This window comes from Parachlamydia sp. (assembly GCF_050255895.1).
Classification (GTDB): Bacteria; Chlamydiota; Chlamydiia; order Chlamydiales; family Parachlamydiaceae; genus Parachlamydia; species Parachlamydia acanthamoebae.
In genome coordinates, this window is the sequence record NZ_JBFWIR010000069.1 from 1 (window position 1) to 16,897 (window position 16,897).

A 16,897-nucleotide genomic window follows, 5' to 3' on the forward strand; every position below is an offset into this window, starting at 1 on the left:
AAAACTTTTATTTAATAAAAAAAAGTAAGTGCCTTTCCCATTGTAAATTACTATGGTAAACCCACTTCCATTTAAGAATATAAAATGACTAGATTCAAAAAGAAGTATTTAAAGGATTATCAAAATCAGGAAAGTCTGCATCATCTTCTGTATCGTATTCAGAATCACCTTCTTTCGAAATGAAAGAAATATCTAAATCTATATCCATTTCATCAGGGGATTCAGAAGTTGAGTGTTCTGATTTATACTCATCATGTCGATCCGTTGGATCCAATAGCGTTGAATTTAGATCATCTTGGATTGTTGTATTCAGAGGATCCTCAGGAATTAAAAAACTTCTTAAGAGTGTTTCATCATCTAGGGCTGTTATATCGAAATCCCAGTCTCGATAAGTTTCATCTAGCTTCGTTACATCGAAATCTTGCAGGGTTTCATTGAGATCTTGAGTTGTTGTATTTAAAAGATCTTCTAGAAGTAAAAAATCTTCCCACTCTTCATCATCTTTTGAATCCAGTGTTGTTATATCAGGGTCCCACTGAGTTGTATTTGGATCCTCTTCACAATAAACTTCAACACAATCACTGTCTGTATCTAGTTCGGTATCTGAACAATCATCATCAAAAGTTTCATTCAATGCGGCTTCAAATTTTCTAAAAACCATTCCGGCAATTTCTGGGGTTACGCAATAAGACTTTATATTGTTAAAAATAGAATCTGTGTGCACTATCTCTAGTGTCTTATCGTTATCTAATTGCCATTTAAAAATTAAGCCCCCATGATCTTTTAAATCATTAAAGCGAATAGAAGAGAGCAAAAGTGCAACTAATTTCTCATCGCCTTTTTGTACAGCTTTGCACAAATTTTCAAAATCAACGATAGCACCTAACTTTAAAAAATTCGCCACAGTATCTAGATCTTGTTTTTTTACATCCAAGCATGCGGATAAATTAAAATCCAAGCCATTTTGCAAACTGTCTTGTTCTGAATAATTTCTAAAACTTTCTAGACCTATTTTGAAAAAAAATAAAGATTTGTTAATCGTTGTTGCAACCTCTGACTTAAATTTTTTTTCTTCTTTCATATATTTTAAAGAAATGTCAGAGATTACACTATAAAAATGAAACTGTTTGCACGCTAAAGAAGCAATCTGTTTATTCGAATGTGTTAAATTTCCAAACACATTCATTAAACAGCTTGGAGGAAGATCAAATAAATGAGGCTTAAAATTATTAATATTATTTAAATTCATTAAAATCACCAAAAATAAAATATTCTATTAAAACCGCGTGAATTTTATATTATTTATTATTGATTATCAAGTATAATAATTATTTAATTAAAATTATTCGCAGGTTAATAGATAAAATCAAATTTAAAGGATATTAATAATGTCATCTCCTGTACATGTTCCCTCAAATACTTATGTGCATACCTCTTTGCAAGAATCGACCAAAAAACGGGGAGCGCTGATCTTAGTTGCGGCTGCAATCAGCCTCATCGCGACAGGCATTTTATTGACAGCCTCTACGCTTGGATTGGCGGGAGGAATTGGATTTTGTATGACAGGGGTAGGAATTCCATTAGGAATTCTAGTCATAGCCATTTCGACAGGCATCCTGTGTGCAGCTGGGGCTGCAGGCTATGGAACATTTTATTTAAGCAAGAAAGGGATTTCTAAATTAATGGAATAAAATAGAGGAATTAAATTAATTATAATTCCTCCGGAGATTTATTGAATGGCTTGTTGCACAATTTGTTTTAATTCAGATCCTGCTTGCGGGTTTTTTAGCTTTCCTTGAGAGTCAAAAGCCTCAAAAGCATTAGGAACAACGAACTGCTGCGAGATAACTGTCCCCCCAATTCCTTCAATAATCGAACGTAAATGCGCAAGCCCTCGCGTTCCCCCTCCTTGACCAGGTGAAGCACTCATCAGAACAAATTTTTTCCCTTTGAAAGCATCTCGAGATGATCCTCCATCTTCGCTGCGAGAAGCCCAATCTAAAGCATTTTTTAAGACGGCTGAGAGCGAGCCATTATATTCAGGTGAAGCAATGAAAATCACCTGATTTTGAATCAACAATTGACGCAAACGTTTGGCATCATTAGGCATTCCTTGTTCCTTTTCGATATCCCCATCGTAAAAAGGCATTGGATAATCTTTTAAATCGATAAAGGTTACGGTTGCCCCTAGCTGCTTAGCTAAGTTTCCTGCTTCCGTAACTAGTTTCTTATTGATTGAATCGGTCCTCGTGCTTCCTGAAAAAGCCAAAACTTTTGTCTCAGCGCTCAGCATTGAGCTAGTGAACAACGACAAAGCTAATACTAATTTCCACATAAAAACTCCTATTTAAGAAAAAGGGTGTAGAATGACACTGTCACTCTAGATTTTTTTAATTCTAAATTTTACCAGACCCATATAACAGGAAACTACTTGAAATCCCTAAATAGATTGCTGTTACAACAATATCTGTGAGCATCAAAACGACGGGACCTGCAGCGACTTTGGGATCTAATGAGATGCTGTGCAAAACAATAGGCAGTAGAGACCCAAATGTGGTAACAGCCAGCATGGAAAAAATAATGCTCAAAGCAATTGCAATCAGCGGTTGATAGCGGTAATCCCAAAAAAAGTAGACACAGCCGATCAAGATTCCACAGGTTATGCCTAATAAAATAGCCGTTCCCCATTCCACAACAACCCGCTTAAAAACTCTTTTCCAGGGAATTTGTTTGTAATGTAAAAATTGCAAACTTAAAGCCATCGATTGCATTGAGACAGACTCCCCCAGAGTTAAGACCAAGGGAATAAACATGGCAATCACAATAAATTCATGCAAAACCATGTGAAAATGACTGGCAATCAATGCACAAATCAAGCCTGCAGCTAAATTACAAAGCAACCATGGCATACGATAACGAAATTCTTGAATACTCGATGTTAATTTACCCAACTCAACCGATAGACCAACCAGCTGAAAAAGCTCTTTTATTTGCTTTTTTTCACGGTAAGGAGCATGTTTATGGTGATTAACCGACATCTTTGCTGGTAATTCAAATAATCCGCAAAGCCTGCCCTCCAAATCGGTCACAGGAATGGCAATCAGCTCATGCTGAGCCATCAGCTTTAATGCGTGTCTGAGAGATTCATCCTGGCTAACACTGATAACTCCCCTGCGACATATATCGCTAAGCTTGGCTTCATGTTGACTAAATAGAATATCGCGAGTCACAACGATTCCAAGTAACCTGTTCGTATGATCAATCGTGTAGAAATAAGGCACTTCATGCGTGATTTTTTTCCCTTGCAGTGACTCCAATAATTCACCAATCGTTAAATTGCCATAGAAGGCTGTTTCGACTTCCACAACATAATAACCAATGGGTGTATCTAATTCCTTTTGGGTCAATCCTTCGGAAAAATTCAATCGCACATCTATACTCCATGAAGAGGTATTGATGTTTAATTAACATATGCTGCAATTTAATGCTTCCGCAAACATCGATTTGATGGGTTCAAATGTCTTTCGGTGAATAGGACAGGGACCATGCTCTCGGAGAGCATCTAGATGTTGTTGAGTTCCATATCCTTTATGCTGCGCAAATCCATAGGCAGGCCATTGTTGGTCGAGTTCAACCATCAAGCGATCGCGTGTTTCTTTAGCGATTATGGAAGCTGCTGCAATACAAAGAGAAAGGGAATCTCCATGAATAAGCTTTTGACAGGGAATAACGGGGTGGGGGAGTTGTAAACCATCAACGAGCAAAGCTTGAGGCTGACTCGAAAGTTGATTCACGGCATCAAGCATAGCTTGAATCGTCGCTTGTAGAATATTGATCGTATCAATGATCTCAGTGGCAACAATTCCTACGCCATAAATGACTTTTGGGTGTGTTGTAATTTCTTGAAATAATTGGGCACGCTTCTGCGGAGTTAATTTTTTACTATCATTAACCCCGGGAACCCGAAAACGTGGGGGAAGGATACAAGCAGCAGCAACTACAGGTCCTGCGAGAGGACCTCTACCGGCTTCATCGACTCCAGCTACAAGCTTGTATCCCTGTCGACGGGCTTTTTCTTCATATGTTGCCATGGTGTGCAACCTCTTAAGTTCTTGCTCATCAACTTCCTGAGAAGTCTTTCTACGCTTCTGTTGCGGGGGCACTTGCAGTCGCTTCAGTATTTTCTTCGATTGCCTTTGTTGGAGCTACTACGCGTTTGCTACGACCAACTTTGCCTTTAACTTTGGATGCTTTTCCAGAAGTACCGATTAAATAATAAAGCTTTGCACGTCTAACATCGCCTTCTTTAATCACTTCGATCTTACTGATTCGAGGACTATTTAAAGGGAATACACGCTGCATACCTTCACCGTAAGCAATACGATGCACCGTGAAAGTTTCTGCGACGCCGCCTCCGTTACGGGAAATCACTGTACCTGTAAAAATCTGAGTACGTTCTTTCTGCCCTTCGATAATGCGGATGTGTACACGCACTGTATCACCCACTCTAAAAGGGGTCACATCTTTTTTTAACTGGCTTTCTTCCAGCTTGCTAATGAGAGCTCGTTTGCTCATGAGTGTTTATCTCCTCAATTTCATTCAATCATTTTTGAGCAAGTCTGGACGGACTTGCTTTGTTTTTTCCATTGCTGCCATTTCACGCCAGTGTGCAATTCTTTGATGATCTCCACTGAGCAATACAGGCGGCACCGCCTGCCCTTCAAAAACTTCTGGTCGTGTATAATGCGGGCAGTCTAATCGTTTTTTTTCAAAAGAGTCTTCAGCTGCAGCGGATTCATGCCCCAGGATACCTGGGATAAATCGCACACAAGCGTCAACTAAAACAATTGCTGCTAAACATCCATTTGTTAACACATAGTCGCCAATGCTAATTTCCTCATCGACTTCTCGGTCTATCGCACGCTGATCAATCCCTTCATAATGGCCACAAAGTAGAACAAGATGGGAATAACCTGCCAATTCTCGACATTTTGCAGCAGTTAGGGGTTGTCCTTGTGGAGAAAGATAAATAACTCTCGTTTCGGCTTTCTTCACACTGTGAATCGCTTTTGTGACAGGTTCTGGCATTAATACCATGCCAGGTCCTCCTCCATAAGGACGATCATCTACTTTTCTATGTCGATTATCTGCAAAATCTCGGATGTTGATTAAATGGATGTCAAGCAATCCCTTTTTCCGCGCCTGCATGATGATACTCTCATCAAAAGGCCCTTTAAAATAATCTGGAAAAAGGGAGAGGATATCAATCCTTGTTTTAGACAACCTTATGCAGCTCCTTTCTTGCGCTGTTTACGCTTTGCAGCTTCTTTAGCACGAAGAGCTAATTTTTTTTCAGTTTGCTCACGAAGAACGCTTGGTGCTGCTTGCGCAACGAGGCTTTCTGTCTTTTCTGTTAACTGAGCTCCTAGATTTAGCCAATGCTGTACACGATCTGCGCGAATGAGCAAATTTTTATCTGCTTCAGCTTCGCCTGGATTGTACCAGCCTAGATCTTCTAGATATCGTCCATCGCGTGGAGCACAGCAGTCTGTTACGACAACGCGATAAAATGGACGATTTGTCCGGCCTTGTTGTCGCAATCGAATTTTTAACGCCATAGGGATCCTCCCATCATCTTTTCTAAAGTTTTCATATTTGGTAATTTTTTAAAAAATTGCTTAGCTTGCTTAAATGATTTCACTAAGCGATTAATATCATCTATTTTAGTTCCACTTCCTGCCACAATCCGTTTGCGTCGAGGAATGGATAATTCCACTTTTTCGAAGCGCTCATCGGGAGTCATAGATTGGATCATTGCTTCGACTTTGAAGAATTCTTTTTCATCAAAATCATCTAATTTTAGTCCACTCGCACCGGGAAACATGCCGAATAGACTCTTGAGAGATCCCATTTTTTTAATCATTTGGATCTGGTTCAAGTAGTCATCGTAAGTAAAAGTCGCGGAACGAATTTTCTTTTCTAAATTCTTTGCGTCTTCTTCACTGATATGCTCTTGAGCTTTTTTGACTAAATTGATCGTATCGCCCATTCCCAAGATACGATCTGCCATGGACATTGGGTTAAAAACTTGAATATCGTCGAGTTTTTCTCCAATCCCTTCAAATTTGAGGGGCTTTCCAGTGACTTCTTTAATCGAAATGGCAGCTCCCCCTCGGGTGCTTCCATCGAGCATCGTTAAAATGGTCCCAGTTACCGCAACTCGAGCATTAAATTCTGCGGCAACTTTTACAGCGTCTTGGCCTGTTGCAGCATTCGCAACAAATAAAATCTCACCGGGTTGAAGAGCATCGCGCACTTTTTCAAGTTGCAGCATCAGTTCTTCATCAACGTGTAAACGTCCAGCCGTATCGACTATCAAGACATCGTGATTTTCTTTTTTAGCTTGTGCCAAAGCTTGTTGTGCCACTTTCACGGGATCTTTTTCGCCTGGAATCGTAAAAACAGGGACTCCGATTTGCGCACCTAGCGTTTGCAGCTGGTTAATAGCCGCAGGCCGTTGTAAGTCACAAGCGACAAGCAAAGGGTTTTTACAATTGTTTTTCCGTTTCAGGTACTTAGCAAGCTTAGCGGAGTGTGTTGTCTTCCCACACCCTTGTAATCCACAAAGCATAATTACTGCTGGATTTCCAGTGAGGTTAACAGCAGCTTCAGCTCCTCCCATCAATGCGACTAATTCATCGTGCACAATTTTGATGAATTGTTGCCCAGGAGAAACAGATTTAATTAAAACGTCTCCAACAGCTTTTTCTTTCACTCGTTTAACTAACGTCTTAACGACGGAATAATTGACGTCGGCATCCAATAGCGCTAACCGCACTTCTGTCATAGCTTCCGCAATATTCTCTTCAGTCAACGTCTTTTTTCCGACGAGCTTCGAGATCAAACCTTGCATTTTTTCTGTCAATACGCCTAGCATAAATGCCTTCCGTCTTTATCCCCTGTGATAAAAGGGAGTAGGATAATCAAAAAATCATTCATTTTCAAGGAAAAAGAATCGGTCATTCCCAGACCAATCTTTCTCGAAGCGACAAATCTTCCATCGACACCCCCTTGAATTTTGCTCAAAGAGGGTCTGTACGGCTGTTCCTTGGTTAAAACCAATCTCCAACCAAACCTTTCCTAATGGTTTTAAAAAAAATGGAAGCTCTGTCATCAGTCGCTTATAAAACTGCAATCCATCAGCACCGCCTAGCAAGGCTTCTTTTGGTTCATACTTCACTTCATCTTCCAAAGATTCCCAGTCAGATTCTGGGATATAGGGAGGATTACACACGAGAAAATCTGTTTGAGTCCCTTTAAAAGGCTGCAAAAAATCTCCTTGCACAAATTCTACATCAACTCGATTGAGAAAGCTATTTTCTTTTGCAACTTGCAAAGCTTTATCTGAAATATCTGCAAGAATCACCCGTAATTGAGGAAATTTCTTTTTTAGAGAGATCCCCAAACACCCGGATCCGCAACAAACATCCCATAGCACTTTGCCTGAAAGATCCTGCTGACGTAAATTTTGCGCAATTAGATCTGCTAAAATCTCTGTCTCATTTCGGGGAATCAAAACAGCAGGATTGACCTTAAAAGAGCAGTCGTAAAACTCAACTTGGCCTGTAATATACTGCAAAGGCTCTCGCAATCCTCGCCGACGCAACCCTTCTCGACATTTCTGTAATTCCACGTCTTCTAGAGGGCGATCAAATTGCAAATAAAGATCAATGGGGACAACGTGTAAAATATCACTGATTAATTGAACAGCTTGCTGCCTTGCATTAGAAATTCCCTGCTTAAGGAGATATTCTGTCGAAAGATTGAGAACTTCTAAGATGGTTTTCATGCTTTTTTTATAACTTCAATTTTTCTTGATGGAAATGCGTGACCAACGCAAGCGTGATCTCATCTAAATCCCCTTCCATCACGCGATCTAAGTTATAACGCGTTAAATTGATGCGATGATCTGTAATTCGATTTTGCGGAAAATTATAGGTTCGAATACGCTCTGAGCGGTCCCCTGAACCCACTTGCTGTGAACGATTAGAAGCAATCTCTTCCTGCTTTTTCCTCTGTTCAGCTTCCACAATCTTTGCTTTCAAAAGCCGCATAGCTTTTTCTTTGTTTTTATGCTGACTACGCTCTTCTTGGCAATAAACGACAATTCCGGTTGGATTGTGCGTTAAACGCACCGCACTATCCGTGGTATTGACGTGCTGACCACCTGCACCAGAGGATCGATAAGTGTCGACCCTTAGATCTTTTTCATCAATCACAACCTCTGTGTCTTCATCTGGCTCGAGCAAAATAGCCACTGTCATGGCAGACGTATGCACACGTCCCTGGGCTTCTGTTTCTGGGACGCGCTGAACACGATGAGTTCCCCCTTCATAATGAAGGAAGCGATAAACGTTTTGCCCAGACAAAACCATGACATATTCTTTAAAACCACCCATTTCGGATGGGGTGCAAGAAAGAAGCTCGTAGCGCCATCCTTTGGAATCCGCATAGAGCTTATACATGCGCACACAATCACCCACAAAAAGAGCAGCCTCATCTCCGCCTGTTCCAGCGCGTAACTCCACAATGGTATTGCGATGGTCATTTGGATCGGGAGGCACAAGAAGATTTTCTAAATCTACCTGTAATTTTTCCACTAAACTTCGTAAATTGCGCGTGTCTTCTTCCAAAACTTCTTTCAGTTCGGCATTAGCTTCATCGGCAAGCATCTCTTGGTTATCTTCGATCTGCTTGTTGGATTTAACCATTTTTTCCCAAACAGATTTTAACTCACTTAAATATGCATGCTCTTGAGTCAAAGCTCGATAGCGCTTTTGATCTTGAAAAACCTCTGGATTTCCCAGGGCCTCTTCAAGATCAGGCAACTTTGAAAGAAGTTTTGTGATTTTGGCTTCCATTACATCTTTTTGGTTGATTGATTAGCGATGAAGGTCATTAATTCATGAAAGCTTAAAAACGGTTATTGCTCATCATCATTTGCTTTTTGCTCATCGGCATTTTTCTGAGCTTTTGACATATAACGTTTTTTAAATTTATCCACACGACCTTCGGAATCAACAAACTGTTTACTTCCTGTAAAAAATGGGTGGGAAGCAGAAGAAACAGGAACACGGTAAGCTGGGTATTCTGTACCTTCAAATACTTCTTTTTCTTTTGGCTGCAAAGTAGAACCACAAACAAATCGATGACCTGTCGCAGAATCAACAAACAAAATTTTCTGATATTTTGGATGTGTATTTTTTTTCATGAAAACTCCAAACAATTATGGTTTCCCTTTTTCGCGTTTGCGATAATGAGGAATTAGGGCCTTTTTTATTGAACTTGTTACTGACATCTTCGCCGATTAAATCGTGATTTTTGGGTTCAAGCAATTCCGACAGAATCTAACCCCAAGTTGATGCCCCAACTCGATAAATTTTTCATGTATAAAAAATAGATAATTAGCTAATAAATAACAAGCAAAAAAGCAGGAAGATCGGCACTCTAGAGCCCCCATTCAGCAAAAATTCCCCTTTAAAACCCTAAAAACCCTTAAACTTTTTTAAAGATAAAATAACTCGAGTATGTTATTATAATAGTATACAATTTAACTAATAAGTTTTAAGGTGATAATCTATGCCTACTGTTTTTGGTCAATTTTTTTCGAGGGATCATTGGAAAAATCCTTTTACTATTCAGGTTACCTCCGTCACAGATCAAACAAAAATAGAGGAAGCAAAAATCGGTGTAGGAAAAAGAATCACAGTGATTTTTCTTGCTGTAACAAGCGGTGTCTTTACCCTTGGAATTTTGGCTGCGCCTGTTTTCTTTCTTTCGGCCTCGGCTTTTAAAAATTTAGAATTATATCAAAGAAGAAAAGCAACCAAGCTTTCAGGCCAGCCGGGTAACCATCAGAATGTTCCCAAACCAGGACAACCAACCACCCCTAAACCAGCAAATGATGCTGATGCTTCTTCAAAACCAACAACAGAGCAACCCGTTAAGTCAGATAAACCGACTTCGACAGCGACATACCCTACAATGCAAGCCCCACCACCCCCAAGCACACCCAAACCAAATCGCAAAAGACAGTCAAAAAATCCACAATCCACTAATCTTACGCCAGCTTCTCAAACACAGAAACTGACCCCAACAAAATCTAAACAGCCGAATACATCTAAGCATATTCATGTTTTGACAATCCCTGAAGGCCAAGACCTTCCACTTCCACCGCCTACCGGTATCAAAGTTGGATTAACAAATCTAGCAAATACATGCTGGTTAAATTCCTCTCTAAAATTTATGGCCAGCACAGTTTTTTGGGATCAGATTTACGCCATGGAAGTGAACGATGCGAGTTTACATATGACAACCTCTGAAGAGGTTGTAGAAAAGTTCCAAAAAGATTTAAAAGATTTTCTGTCTGCGTTACAAAATCGATATCACACTACCAAAGAAGAGCGGGACCAGTTGCGCAACTTTGTTAGAGATTACAACTTACTTTTCTCTAAAACAGATCTCTTTACAGTCGGGTCCAAATTAAAGCCAAGTGCCGATTTTCAAAGACGCTTAAAAAATCTTATTACAAATTTAGGCCAAGAAAATGATGCTGGAGACAATGAAAGGCTTATCACACCAGAAAATCAAGAATTAATCGGAGACTTGGTCAATAATAACTGGACAACACTTTTTGATACTGCTCTGATTAAACACGCAATTAACCAGAATAATCGTTACCAAGATAAAATCCGCGATTTTCAAAAAGCCCTCAAAAACATGATCTATACTTTAAGAACGCAAGAGGGGTATATTGATAGAAGTGCGTGTCAAAAATTCGAGAGATTGGTGACAAATCTTATGCGCGATGACACTGCGGCGGGAACCGGAGGGCAAATGGATGCAAACGAATTTTTCCTTACCCTACAGAGAGTTTTTGATCTTAAAGACGAAAGCAAAAATGACTTTTTCCGAAGTGTGACACTTTATCAACCAATCAAACAAAATGCTCCCCTACAAGTGGATCATCCACTTCAAAAGACCCAAGATAACGCCCACTTTCCTTCTTTTGATACTTCAACGCCAATCTTTAAAATAACGATTGTGCCTGAAGATGCCCATTCAAAATTCCCCATTTCTTTTATGGAAGCTTTACATAATCCCGATATAACGACCGTTCGAGCTGATTTTGCCATAGAAAACGAACCTGTAGAACTACTGGCAGAGGGAACTGAATTTAAAACAGAGAATTACCCTGTGCATTTGCCTCCATTGTTAAATCTTTTCTTCCCTAGAGTTGTTTCTGTCGTAAAAAATGGAAGAGTCGTCATTGAAAATGGAGGAATCAAGCAGGAGAGATGCAATCGCCCCTATGACATCGATAACAATGGTCGCATCACACTGGAAGAATACGAAGCTGAAGCAATCGGTCAATATGAGCGTGAACCTTGGAATATTTCGCCAAAAAATCTATGTACTTACGAAATTTGCTCCGCGATTGTCCATGGAGGATCCAGTCGTAGTGGACATTATGTATCTATCCAAAAAACCGAGAATGGGCAATACCTTTACCACAGTGATAGAGACGTTAGATTCCTATCTGCTGAAGAAGCTTTGAAGAAAATACGCAACGAAGCTACTTTTTTGCAATTTAGACGAGTCGAAACTAGACCTTTTTCAAAAGCTGATAAACTACTAAGTCTGACTAGAGGTCAGGAATAAGCAAAAAGAGAATAAGCATGAGACCTACAACCCTATATTCCCAGTTTGGACCGGAGTGGACACCTCCGCTCATTAAGCAATTGATTATCGCAATCGCAAGTGTTAGCATTATTTGCGCACTTTTACATCCTTTATTTGCCCATGTATTTGGCGTGCTTTCTCCCGCACAATGGTTGAGTCTTTCTAAGTATGGAATGTCAAATTATTTTATATGGCAACCCTTGACTTACCCATTCATCCAAGAAGGGACTTTCTATGGAATTAGCTTGTCCTACCTAATCTCTCTTTGTTTTAACATGTACATTTTGTGGGTTGTGGGAACTGCCGTCATGGAGCGGATTAACAACCGCGGTTTTATTTTGCTGGCCACATCGGCTGCAATTCTAAGTGGATTGATGGGTTTGTTAGCGATGTATATCGGGGGATCAAATGGTTACCTATCCGGACCTGTCCCCATTATTCTAGCTCTATTTGTTGTATGGACTTGTCTATACTCTGAAAGTGAAATCCTGCTGTTTTTCGTATTCCCCATCAAAACAAAATGGCTTCTTGCAGGTGTTGCTGGCATTCTATTGCTTATATCACTTTCCCACGCCGATGGTGTCTCGCTGTTATTTTATGGAACAGGCATGCTGGTCGGTTATCTTTATGCTGTTACCGTATTAGGCCTACGCACCCCTTTTTCTTGGACGCACCCACTGGATGATCGGCTTACCATTTGGTACGATCACGGAATGAAATTCTTCAGAAGATGGTTTAAAAAAAGCGATCAAGAGTCAAGTAAAGCAAAAATCTTCGATATTAAATCTGGGGATCCTGTTTTTAATGATGATGATCAGTTTATTGATGCTATGCTAACAAAAATTTCTCGTGATGGAGAAAAATCTTTAAGTGCGGGCGAAAGAAGACGCATGCGAGAAATCTCTGAGCGTAAAAATCAAAAAGTCAATTAATCCATCCAAGCTAAATTTGTGGAATAAGTTTGAGGAATAAATCCCTTGGCTTATTCCAATTTCTTTTTACAATTTGTTCATATTAAGAATCAAATCTGATCATAATTGAGCATAAAATATTCACCTACAAACAACGTACTCCTGAGATTAATTAAATCAACTAATGAAACAGAACCACAATCAACTATCTCAATTTAATTAATTTAAACTATCAATATTCAAAATGTTCTAAATAAGAACTTATTTTCAACTATTTTTTCTGTAAGCTAACAATATTGTCTTTTCTTATTTTCAAATTTATTTTATTTCTTGGGTATTGAGAAATTGATTTCTGGATTTAGAAAACCGAGCATCCGATTAAACCACACCTAGCGAGGAAAAATATGAAATTTCTGCGAACGCTTCCCTCCCTGATTTTAACCTTAACCTGCACAATGAACAGTCTCTACGCCGAATGGTCATCACCTGTAGATATCGCAGGATGGACAACTCCTGTAGACCTTTCTGCCCCCGGCCAAAATGCTTCTATTCCAAGAGTGGCTACGGATCCCCTAGGTAACGCAGTTGCTGTGTGGGGCCGTTTTAACGGAACTAATTTAATCATTCAAGCCTCTAGCCTTGCTTATGGTGGTATTTGGTCTGAGCCTTTTAACCTGTCAATCATAGGAAGAAGCGCGACCTCTCCTCAAGTCGCTGTTGACCCGCTCGGAAACGCTGTTGCTGTTTGGAGCCGAAATGATGGCTCAAATGGCATTATTCAAGCTTCTACTCAAAATTTTGGAGGTAACTGGTCCGTCCCGACTAATCTTTCCCCTCCGGGACAAACCGCAACTAATCCACAAGTTATTATAGATCAAAATGGAAACGCCGTGGCTATTTGGGAAAGATCGAATGGAATGCATCTGGTTATTCAAGCCTCCACATTACCCCGCAATGGAAGCTGGTCGACGCCCGTCGATATCTCTCTTCCTGGTCAGGAAGCCCTTTTACCGCAATTAACTGTAAACTTGAGCGGAAATGTGCTTGCTGTTTGGAAAAGGTTTGATGGAACCCATTATCTTATCGAATCTGCAGCGCTTCCATACGGGGGAAAATGGTCACCTCCAACAATTCTCTCACTGCCTGGGCAAAATGCTGATAAACCACAAATTGCTCTTGATGCCGCCGGAGAAGCCATTGCTCTTTGGAGCCGATACAATGGCAACAAAAATGTGATTCAAAGCTGCCAATCTACTTTTGGTGGAGCTTGGAGCACACCTAAAAACCTTTCTTCCGAAACAATAAATGCACAGAATCCCCGTATCAACATGGCTCAAGGAGGAAAAGCGACAGCAATAGCCTTGTGGGAAGATACAACGAATCATGAAATTCAATCCATGAAAATGTCTCAAAACGCTTGGGAAGAGGCTATCGTGGTCTCGAATTCCTCAGAATTTTCCACCGTTCCGCAAGTTGCAATGGACTTTCACGGAAATGCGATCGCCATTTGGCAAAATCCAATCAAAAAAGTCATTCAGGCAGCCGCATTGCCTTTTAACGGAAAATGGTCCTTGCCTGAAGATTTATCTGAGTCTGGTCAATATGCCATTGCACCACAAATTGTGCTAGATTCCAAAGGAAATGGTGTTGCTGTTTGGATTCGATCAAATGGAACACATAATATTGTCCAGGCATCGTCCGGTTTTAATTTATTCAATCGCCCTGAAGAAGAACCTTTGGAAGCAGAAGATGAAGAAGAAATTGTAGAGGAAGACATTGAAGCAGAACCCACACCTTCAGAAGAGTCCTCTCAACCTGAAGAAGTCGTTGAGGAAGAAGTGCCGACACAGCAACCTTCACAACCAGAAGAAATTCCAGCAACTCCATTGCCAAACGCGGAACCTCCCGCAACACCCCCACAACCTCCACGTCGTCCAGTTGTTGCTTCTCCACAACTTGCCCCCCCTACAAATTTTAAAGTGAAAGTTGTAAAACAATCTTTCTTTTCTCAAAAAGTGCGTGTGCATAAATTATCCTGGAACCCAAGTCCAGATAAAAACGCAAGTGGCTATTTATTAATAAGAAATGGAAAAACGATTGCAAGTATTCCTGCAAAAGGCCCCTTTACCTTCTCTGACGTGAGAAAGAAAAAGAAAGGCGCAGATGTTTACCAATTATATGCATTCACAAAGACAGGCCTGAAGAGCTCTACATTAACTCTAGTAGTCCCTTAAAGGCTGAATGGAATGAGAGCTGAATCAAGGAGGTTTTTGTCAGCTCTTCAATTCCCCATGAATAAAATTTTTAGAGTTTTAAAAAATTTCAGGCATTCCTGAATAGGGATGCCATACTTCTTGAGAAGTATAAGATGGTATTATTAATTCCTACATATAGAGGATATGGCCATGAGAATTGTTATTTTTCTAATTGCAATATGCTTACCCCTATTAGAACTTTCCGCATTCGATCTTAAATGCGGCTGGGAACCAGAAGTGCGAGCCGCAGCTTTTTATCCTTCGTCAAAAAAATTTAGAAAAATTTACCACGAGTGGGATGCCGACTATCAAATTGAAATTTCGAAATCGATTTGTTACGGATTTTCCGGTTGGGTAAATGGATCATGGCTGACCGAAAGAGGGCGCTCAAAAGGGGATATAAAAAATTCCTCACGCATTAGCATTGTTCCAATCAGCTTTGGAGCCAAATATTCTTATCAATTTGCATCTTGCTGGAAAGCCTATGCAGGGGTAGGAGCTTGCTACACATTTCTACGGATGAAGGATCACTCACCGTTCGTTGATAATCATCTCCACAAACAATCATGGGGTGGTGTCGCAAAAACAGGTATTCAATTTTATTGGAAATGCTTATTTTTTGACTTATTTGCTGACTATTTGTATCAACCCTTTCATTTCTCTAATACGTCAAAAGTAAAACGAGACAATGTCAATGTGGGAGGCTATAAATTGGGGTTGGGAATAGGTTTTCGCTTATAATTTAATAGGAAAAAGCCATGGTTGATGCAACCATGGCTTTAATTTCGATTCAGAAGAAGTGATTACTTAGAAATCTTTTTTCCTTTTAAGAAATTTAAAATTTTCTCACTTAAACTTTTTTCGGGCTGCTGCTGCTGCAAACCGTTAACATATCTATATTTTTTGCCCTTTTTATAACTTAAAATTCCATTATAAAGGTCACCATCTTTAAATTCACCCTTCTCTTTACAACCATCATTGTATCGCAATTCGCCCTTTCCATGATATTTGCCAGACTGACATTCTCCTACGTACTTCTTACCTGAAGAATAAGTTATAGTTCCCTTAAAAAGCGTCTCTCTAAATTGTCCAACATATGTGTGTTCACAGGTTTCTTCTTTAGTAGCTGTGCACTTTAAAATTCCACGTCCATGGTGTTTGTCTTTCTTAACTTTCCCCTCGTAGATAGCTTGAATGGCACCACTATTTCTATCCTTATAAACAATCACTCCATTACCATTAAGTTCGTTGTTTTTAAAGTGCCCCTCATATTCCCTTTCACTATCTACGTATCTGCCCAGCCCATTAAAGTTTCCATCAGCATTTTCTTTTGCGCCTTCAAAACCAGAAAAGGTCCCTTTCAGTGCAATTTTTTCTTCGATTTTTGTAGAAATATACGTGGTTAAATCGGTTCCATATCTTTTCTTCTCTGCATTAAATTCTTTTTGAGTTATTCCAAATCTTTTTCGTAAACTACTTGCATTGACTTTAACATATGCTTCTTTAAAACAACCTTGTTCTTGAGGGTTTTCCACTACAACTTTTAGTAAAACAGCTCCCTCCCAGAAACGAATCTTTGGCTGATTAATAGCCGAGTAAAGTTTTAAAGACTTCAAGGCAATTGAAAACCTGGGATCACTTTTTAATCCGTCAAAAGAAATACGGTTTTTATTCTTTCCAGCACTTTTTTCTGGAAACAATGTCTTTTGAGCTGAAAAATGTCCTATATAAGATCTAATAGATGTCATAACATATTCCTCTTGTTATTTTTTTATAAAAAATCATACACTTTTTATTAATAAATTTCAACATTTTAAATAAAAAAAGCATATCATTCAACTAAAAGCATGTCATTTAACTATCAGCAGTTCCCGCTGAGCATTTTTCCCAAGCAGATTAAATTTTGATTTCGTAAACTTTGGGTAAATTTTTTACTAACTCAGAGACTAAGATATCATGACCTCATTCAGAAAATATCTAGGCGCACCA

General features: G+C 39.6%; 16 protein-coding genes and 1 pseudogene. 5 read left to right on the top strand and 12 right to left on the bottom strand.

Features of this window, described 5'->3' with window-relative positions; all coding sequences use genetic code 11:
• Positions 1 to 94: 94 nt before the first annotated feature.
• Entirely contained in the window at positions 95 to 1,249 is a 1,155-nt protein-coding gene (locus tag AB7E63_RS11115) for a hypothetical protein (RefSeq protein WP_036745853.1), read from the bottom strand.
• Between the two features lie 139 nt (positions 1,250 to 1,388).
• Here AB7E63_RS11115 and AB7E63_RS11120 point away from each other — a divergent pair, with 139 nt between their 5' ends.
• On the top strand, positions 1,389 to 1,691 hold the full coding sequence (locus AB7E63_RS11120; RefSeq protein WP_006340181.1) for a hypothetical protein: 303 nt from the start codon (positions 1,389 to 1,391) through the stop codon (positions 1,689 to 1,691).
• 38 nt (positions 1,692 to 1,729) lie between these two features.
• On the opposite strand, the gene AB7E63_RS11125 is transcribed toward AB7E63_RS11120, so the two are convergent.
• The 10 genes and pseudogenes from AB7E63_RS11125 to AB7E63_RS11170 all read right to left on the bottom strand — a co-directional run bounded on the left by AB7E63_RS11125 (position 1,730) and on the right by AB7E63_RS11170 (position 9,271).
• Entirely contained in the window at positions 1,730 to 2,335 is a 606-nt protein-coding gene (locus AB7E63_RS11125; protein ID WP_013925237.1) for an NADPH-dependent FMN reductase, read from the bottom strand.
• 61 nt (positions 2,336 to 2,396) lie between these two features.
• Positions 2,397 to 3,431, bottom strand: coding sequence for a magnesium transporter (locus AB7E63_RS11130; RefSeq protein WP_039377250.1), 1,035 nt, complete (start codon positions 3,429 to 3,431; stop codon positions 2,397 to 2,399).
• A gap of 33 nt (positions 3,432 to 3,464) precedes the next feature.
• The gene (locus AB7E63_RS11135) at positions 3,465 to 4,163 is read right to left on the bottom strand and encodes a ribonuclease HII (RefSeq protein WP_006340177.1); all 699 of its coding nucleotides are present in this window, start codon (positions 4,161 to 4,163) and stop codon (positions 3,465 to 3,467) included.
• Complete coding sequence (gene rplS / locus AB7E63_RS11140; RefSeq protein WP_006340176.1) at positions 4,141 to 4,575, bottom strand: 50S ribosomal protein L19; 435 nt, start codon at positions 4,573 to 4,575, stop codon at positions 4,141 to 4,143. The genes AB7E63_RS11135 and rplS overlap by 23 nt, the downstream gene beginning before the upstream one ends.
• A gap of 39 nt (positions 4,576 to 4,614) precedes the next feature.
• A pseudogene (gene trmD / locus AB7E63_RS11145) lies at positions 4,615 to 5,268 on the bottom strand (tRNA (guanosine(37)-N1)-methyltransferase TrmD); the annotation flags it as partial.
• Positions 5,269 to 5,285: 17 nt separating this feature from the next.
• Complete coding sequence (rpsP, locus tag AB7E63_RS11150) at positions 5,286 to 5,618, bottom strand: 30S ribosomal protein S16 (protein WP_006340174.1); 333 nt, start codon at positions 5,616 to 5,618, stop codon at positions 5,286 to 5,288.
• Complete coding sequence (gene ffh / locus AB7E63_RS11155; protein ID WP_006340173.1) at positions 5,609 to 6,937, bottom strand: signal recognition particle protein; 1,329 nt, start codon at positions 6,935 to 6,937, stop codon at positions 5,609 to 5,611. Before ffh ends, rpsP begins: the two co-directional genes overlap by 10 nt.
• Before the next feature lie 54 nt (positions 6,938 to 6,991).
• Entirely contained in the window at positions 6,992 to 7,849 is an 858-nt protein-coding gene (gene prmC, locus AB7E63_RS11160) for a peptide chain release factor N(5)-glutamine methyltransferase (protein WP_006340172.1), read from the bottom strand.
• 7 nt (positions 7,850 to 7,856) lie between these two features.
• On the bottom strand, positions 7,857 to 8,921 hold the full coding sequence (prfA, locus tag AB7E63_RS11165) for a peptide chain release factor 1 (protein ID WP_006340171.1): 1,065 nt from the start codon (positions 8,919 to 8,921) through the stop codon (positions 7,857 to 7,859).
• A gap of 62 nt (positions 8,922 to 8,983) precedes the next feature.
• Positions 8,984 to 9,271: a type B 50S ribosomal protein L31 gene (locus tag AB7E63_RS11170; RefSeq protein WP_006340170.1), complete on the bottom strand. Its 288-nt coding sequence runs from the start codon at positions 9,269 to 9,271 to the stop codon at positions 8,984 to 8,986.
• A gap of 368 nt (positions 9,272 to 9,639) precedes the next feature.
• Between AB7E63_RS11170 and AB7E63_RS11175 the strand changes: the two genes are divergently transcribed.
• The 4 genes from AB7E63_RS11175 to AB7E63_RS11190 all read left to right on the top strand — a co-directional run bounded on the left by AB7E63_RS11175 (position 9,640) and on the right by AB7E63_RS11190 (position 15,649).
• Positions 9,640 to 11,721 carry a ubiquitin carboxyl-terminal hydrolase gene (locus tag AB7E63_RS11175; protein ID WP_013925239.1) on the top strand — a complete coding sequence of 694 codons (2,082 nt, stop codon included), beginning with the start codon at positions 9,640 to 9,642 and terminating at the stop codon, positions 11,719 to 11,721.
• Between the two features lie 17 nt (positions 11,722 to 11,738).
• A complete protein-coding gene (locus AB7E63_RS11180) occupies positions 11,739 to 12,674 on the top strand; it encodes a rhomboid family intramembrane serine protease (protein ID WP_013925240.1) in 936 nt (311 codons plus the stop codon).
• Positions 12,675 to 13,057: 383 nt separating this feature from the next.
• Positions 13,058 to 14,887, top strand: coding sequence for a hypothetical protein (locus AB7E63_RS11185; protein ID WP_006340167.1), 1,830 nt, complete (start codon positions 13,058 to 13,060; stop codon positions 14,885 to 14,887).
• 171 nt (positions 14,888 to 15,058) lie between these two features.
• A complete protein-coding gene (locus AB7E63_RS11190; protein ID WP_013925241.1) occupies positions 15,059 to 15,649 on the top strand; it encodes a hypothetical protein in 591 nt (196 codons plus the stop codon).
• Between the two features lie 62 nt (positions 15,650 to 15,711).
• On the opposite strand, the gene AB7E63_RS11195 is transcribed toward AB7E63_RS11190, so the two are convergent.
• Positions 15,712 to 16,656: a hypothetical protein gene (locus tag AB7E63_RS11195; protein ID WP_428419521.1), complete on the bottom strand. Its 945-nt coding sequence runs from the start codon at positions 16,654 to 16,656 to the stop codon at positions 15,712 to 15,714.
• Positions 16,657 to 16,897 lie beyond the last annotated feature (241 nt).

Coding starts and splice junctions, on each gene's coding strand:
- rpsP (WP_006340174.1), bottom strand. CDS start 5,618: ATGGCGTTAAAAATTCGATTGCGACAACAAGGCCGGACAAATCGTCCA.
- AB7E63_RS11120 (WP_006340181.1), top strand. CDS start 1,389: ATGTCATCTCCTGTACATGTTCCCTCAAATACTTATGTGCATACCTCT.
- AB7E63_RS11190 (WP_013925241.1), top strand. CDS start 15,059: ATGAGAATTGTTATTTTTCTAATTGCAATATGCTTACCCCTATTAGAA.
- ffh (WP_006340173.1), bottom strand. CDS start 6,937: ATGCTAGGCGTATTGACAGAAAAAATGCAAGGTTTGATCTCGAAGCTC.
- AB7E63_RS11175 (WP_013925239.1), top strand. CDS start 9,640: ATGCCTACTGTTTTTGGTCAATTTTTTTCGAGGGATCATTGGAAAAAT.
- prfA (WP_006340171.1), bottom strand. CDS start 8,921: ATGGAAGCCAAAATCACAAAACTTCTTTCAAAGTTGCCTGATCTTGAA.
- AB7E63_RS11170 (WP_006340170.1), bottom strand. CDS start 9,271: ATGAAAAAAAATACACATCCAAAATATCAGAAAATTTTGTTTGTTGAT.
- AB7E63_RS11115 (WP_036745853.1), bottom strand. CDS start 1,249: ATGAATTTAAATAATATTAATAATTTTAAGCCTCATTTATTTGATCTT.
- AB7E63_RS11185 (WP_006340167.1), top strand. CDS start 13,058: ATGAAATTTCTGCGAACGCTTCCCTCCCTGATTTTAACCTTAACCTGC.
- AB7E63_RS11195 (WP_428419521.1), bottom strand. CDS start 16,656: ATGACATCTATTAGATCTTATATAGGACATTTTTCAGCTCAAAAGACA.
- AB7E63_RS11125 (WP_013925237.1), bottom strand. CDS start 2,335: ATGTGGAAATTAGTATTAGCTTTGTCGTTGTTCACTAGCTCAATGCTG.
- AB7E63_RS11180 (WP_013925240.1), top strand. CDS start 11,739: ATGAGACCTACAACCCTATATTCCCAGTTTGGACCGGAGTGGACACCT.
- prmC (WP_006340172.1), bottom strand. CDS start 7,849: ATGAAAACCATCTTAGAAGTTCTCAATCTTTCGACAGAATATCTCCTT.
- rplS (WP_006340176.1), bottom strand. CDS start 4,575: ATGAGCAAACGAGCTCTCATTAGCAAGCTGGAAGAAAGCCAGTTAAAA.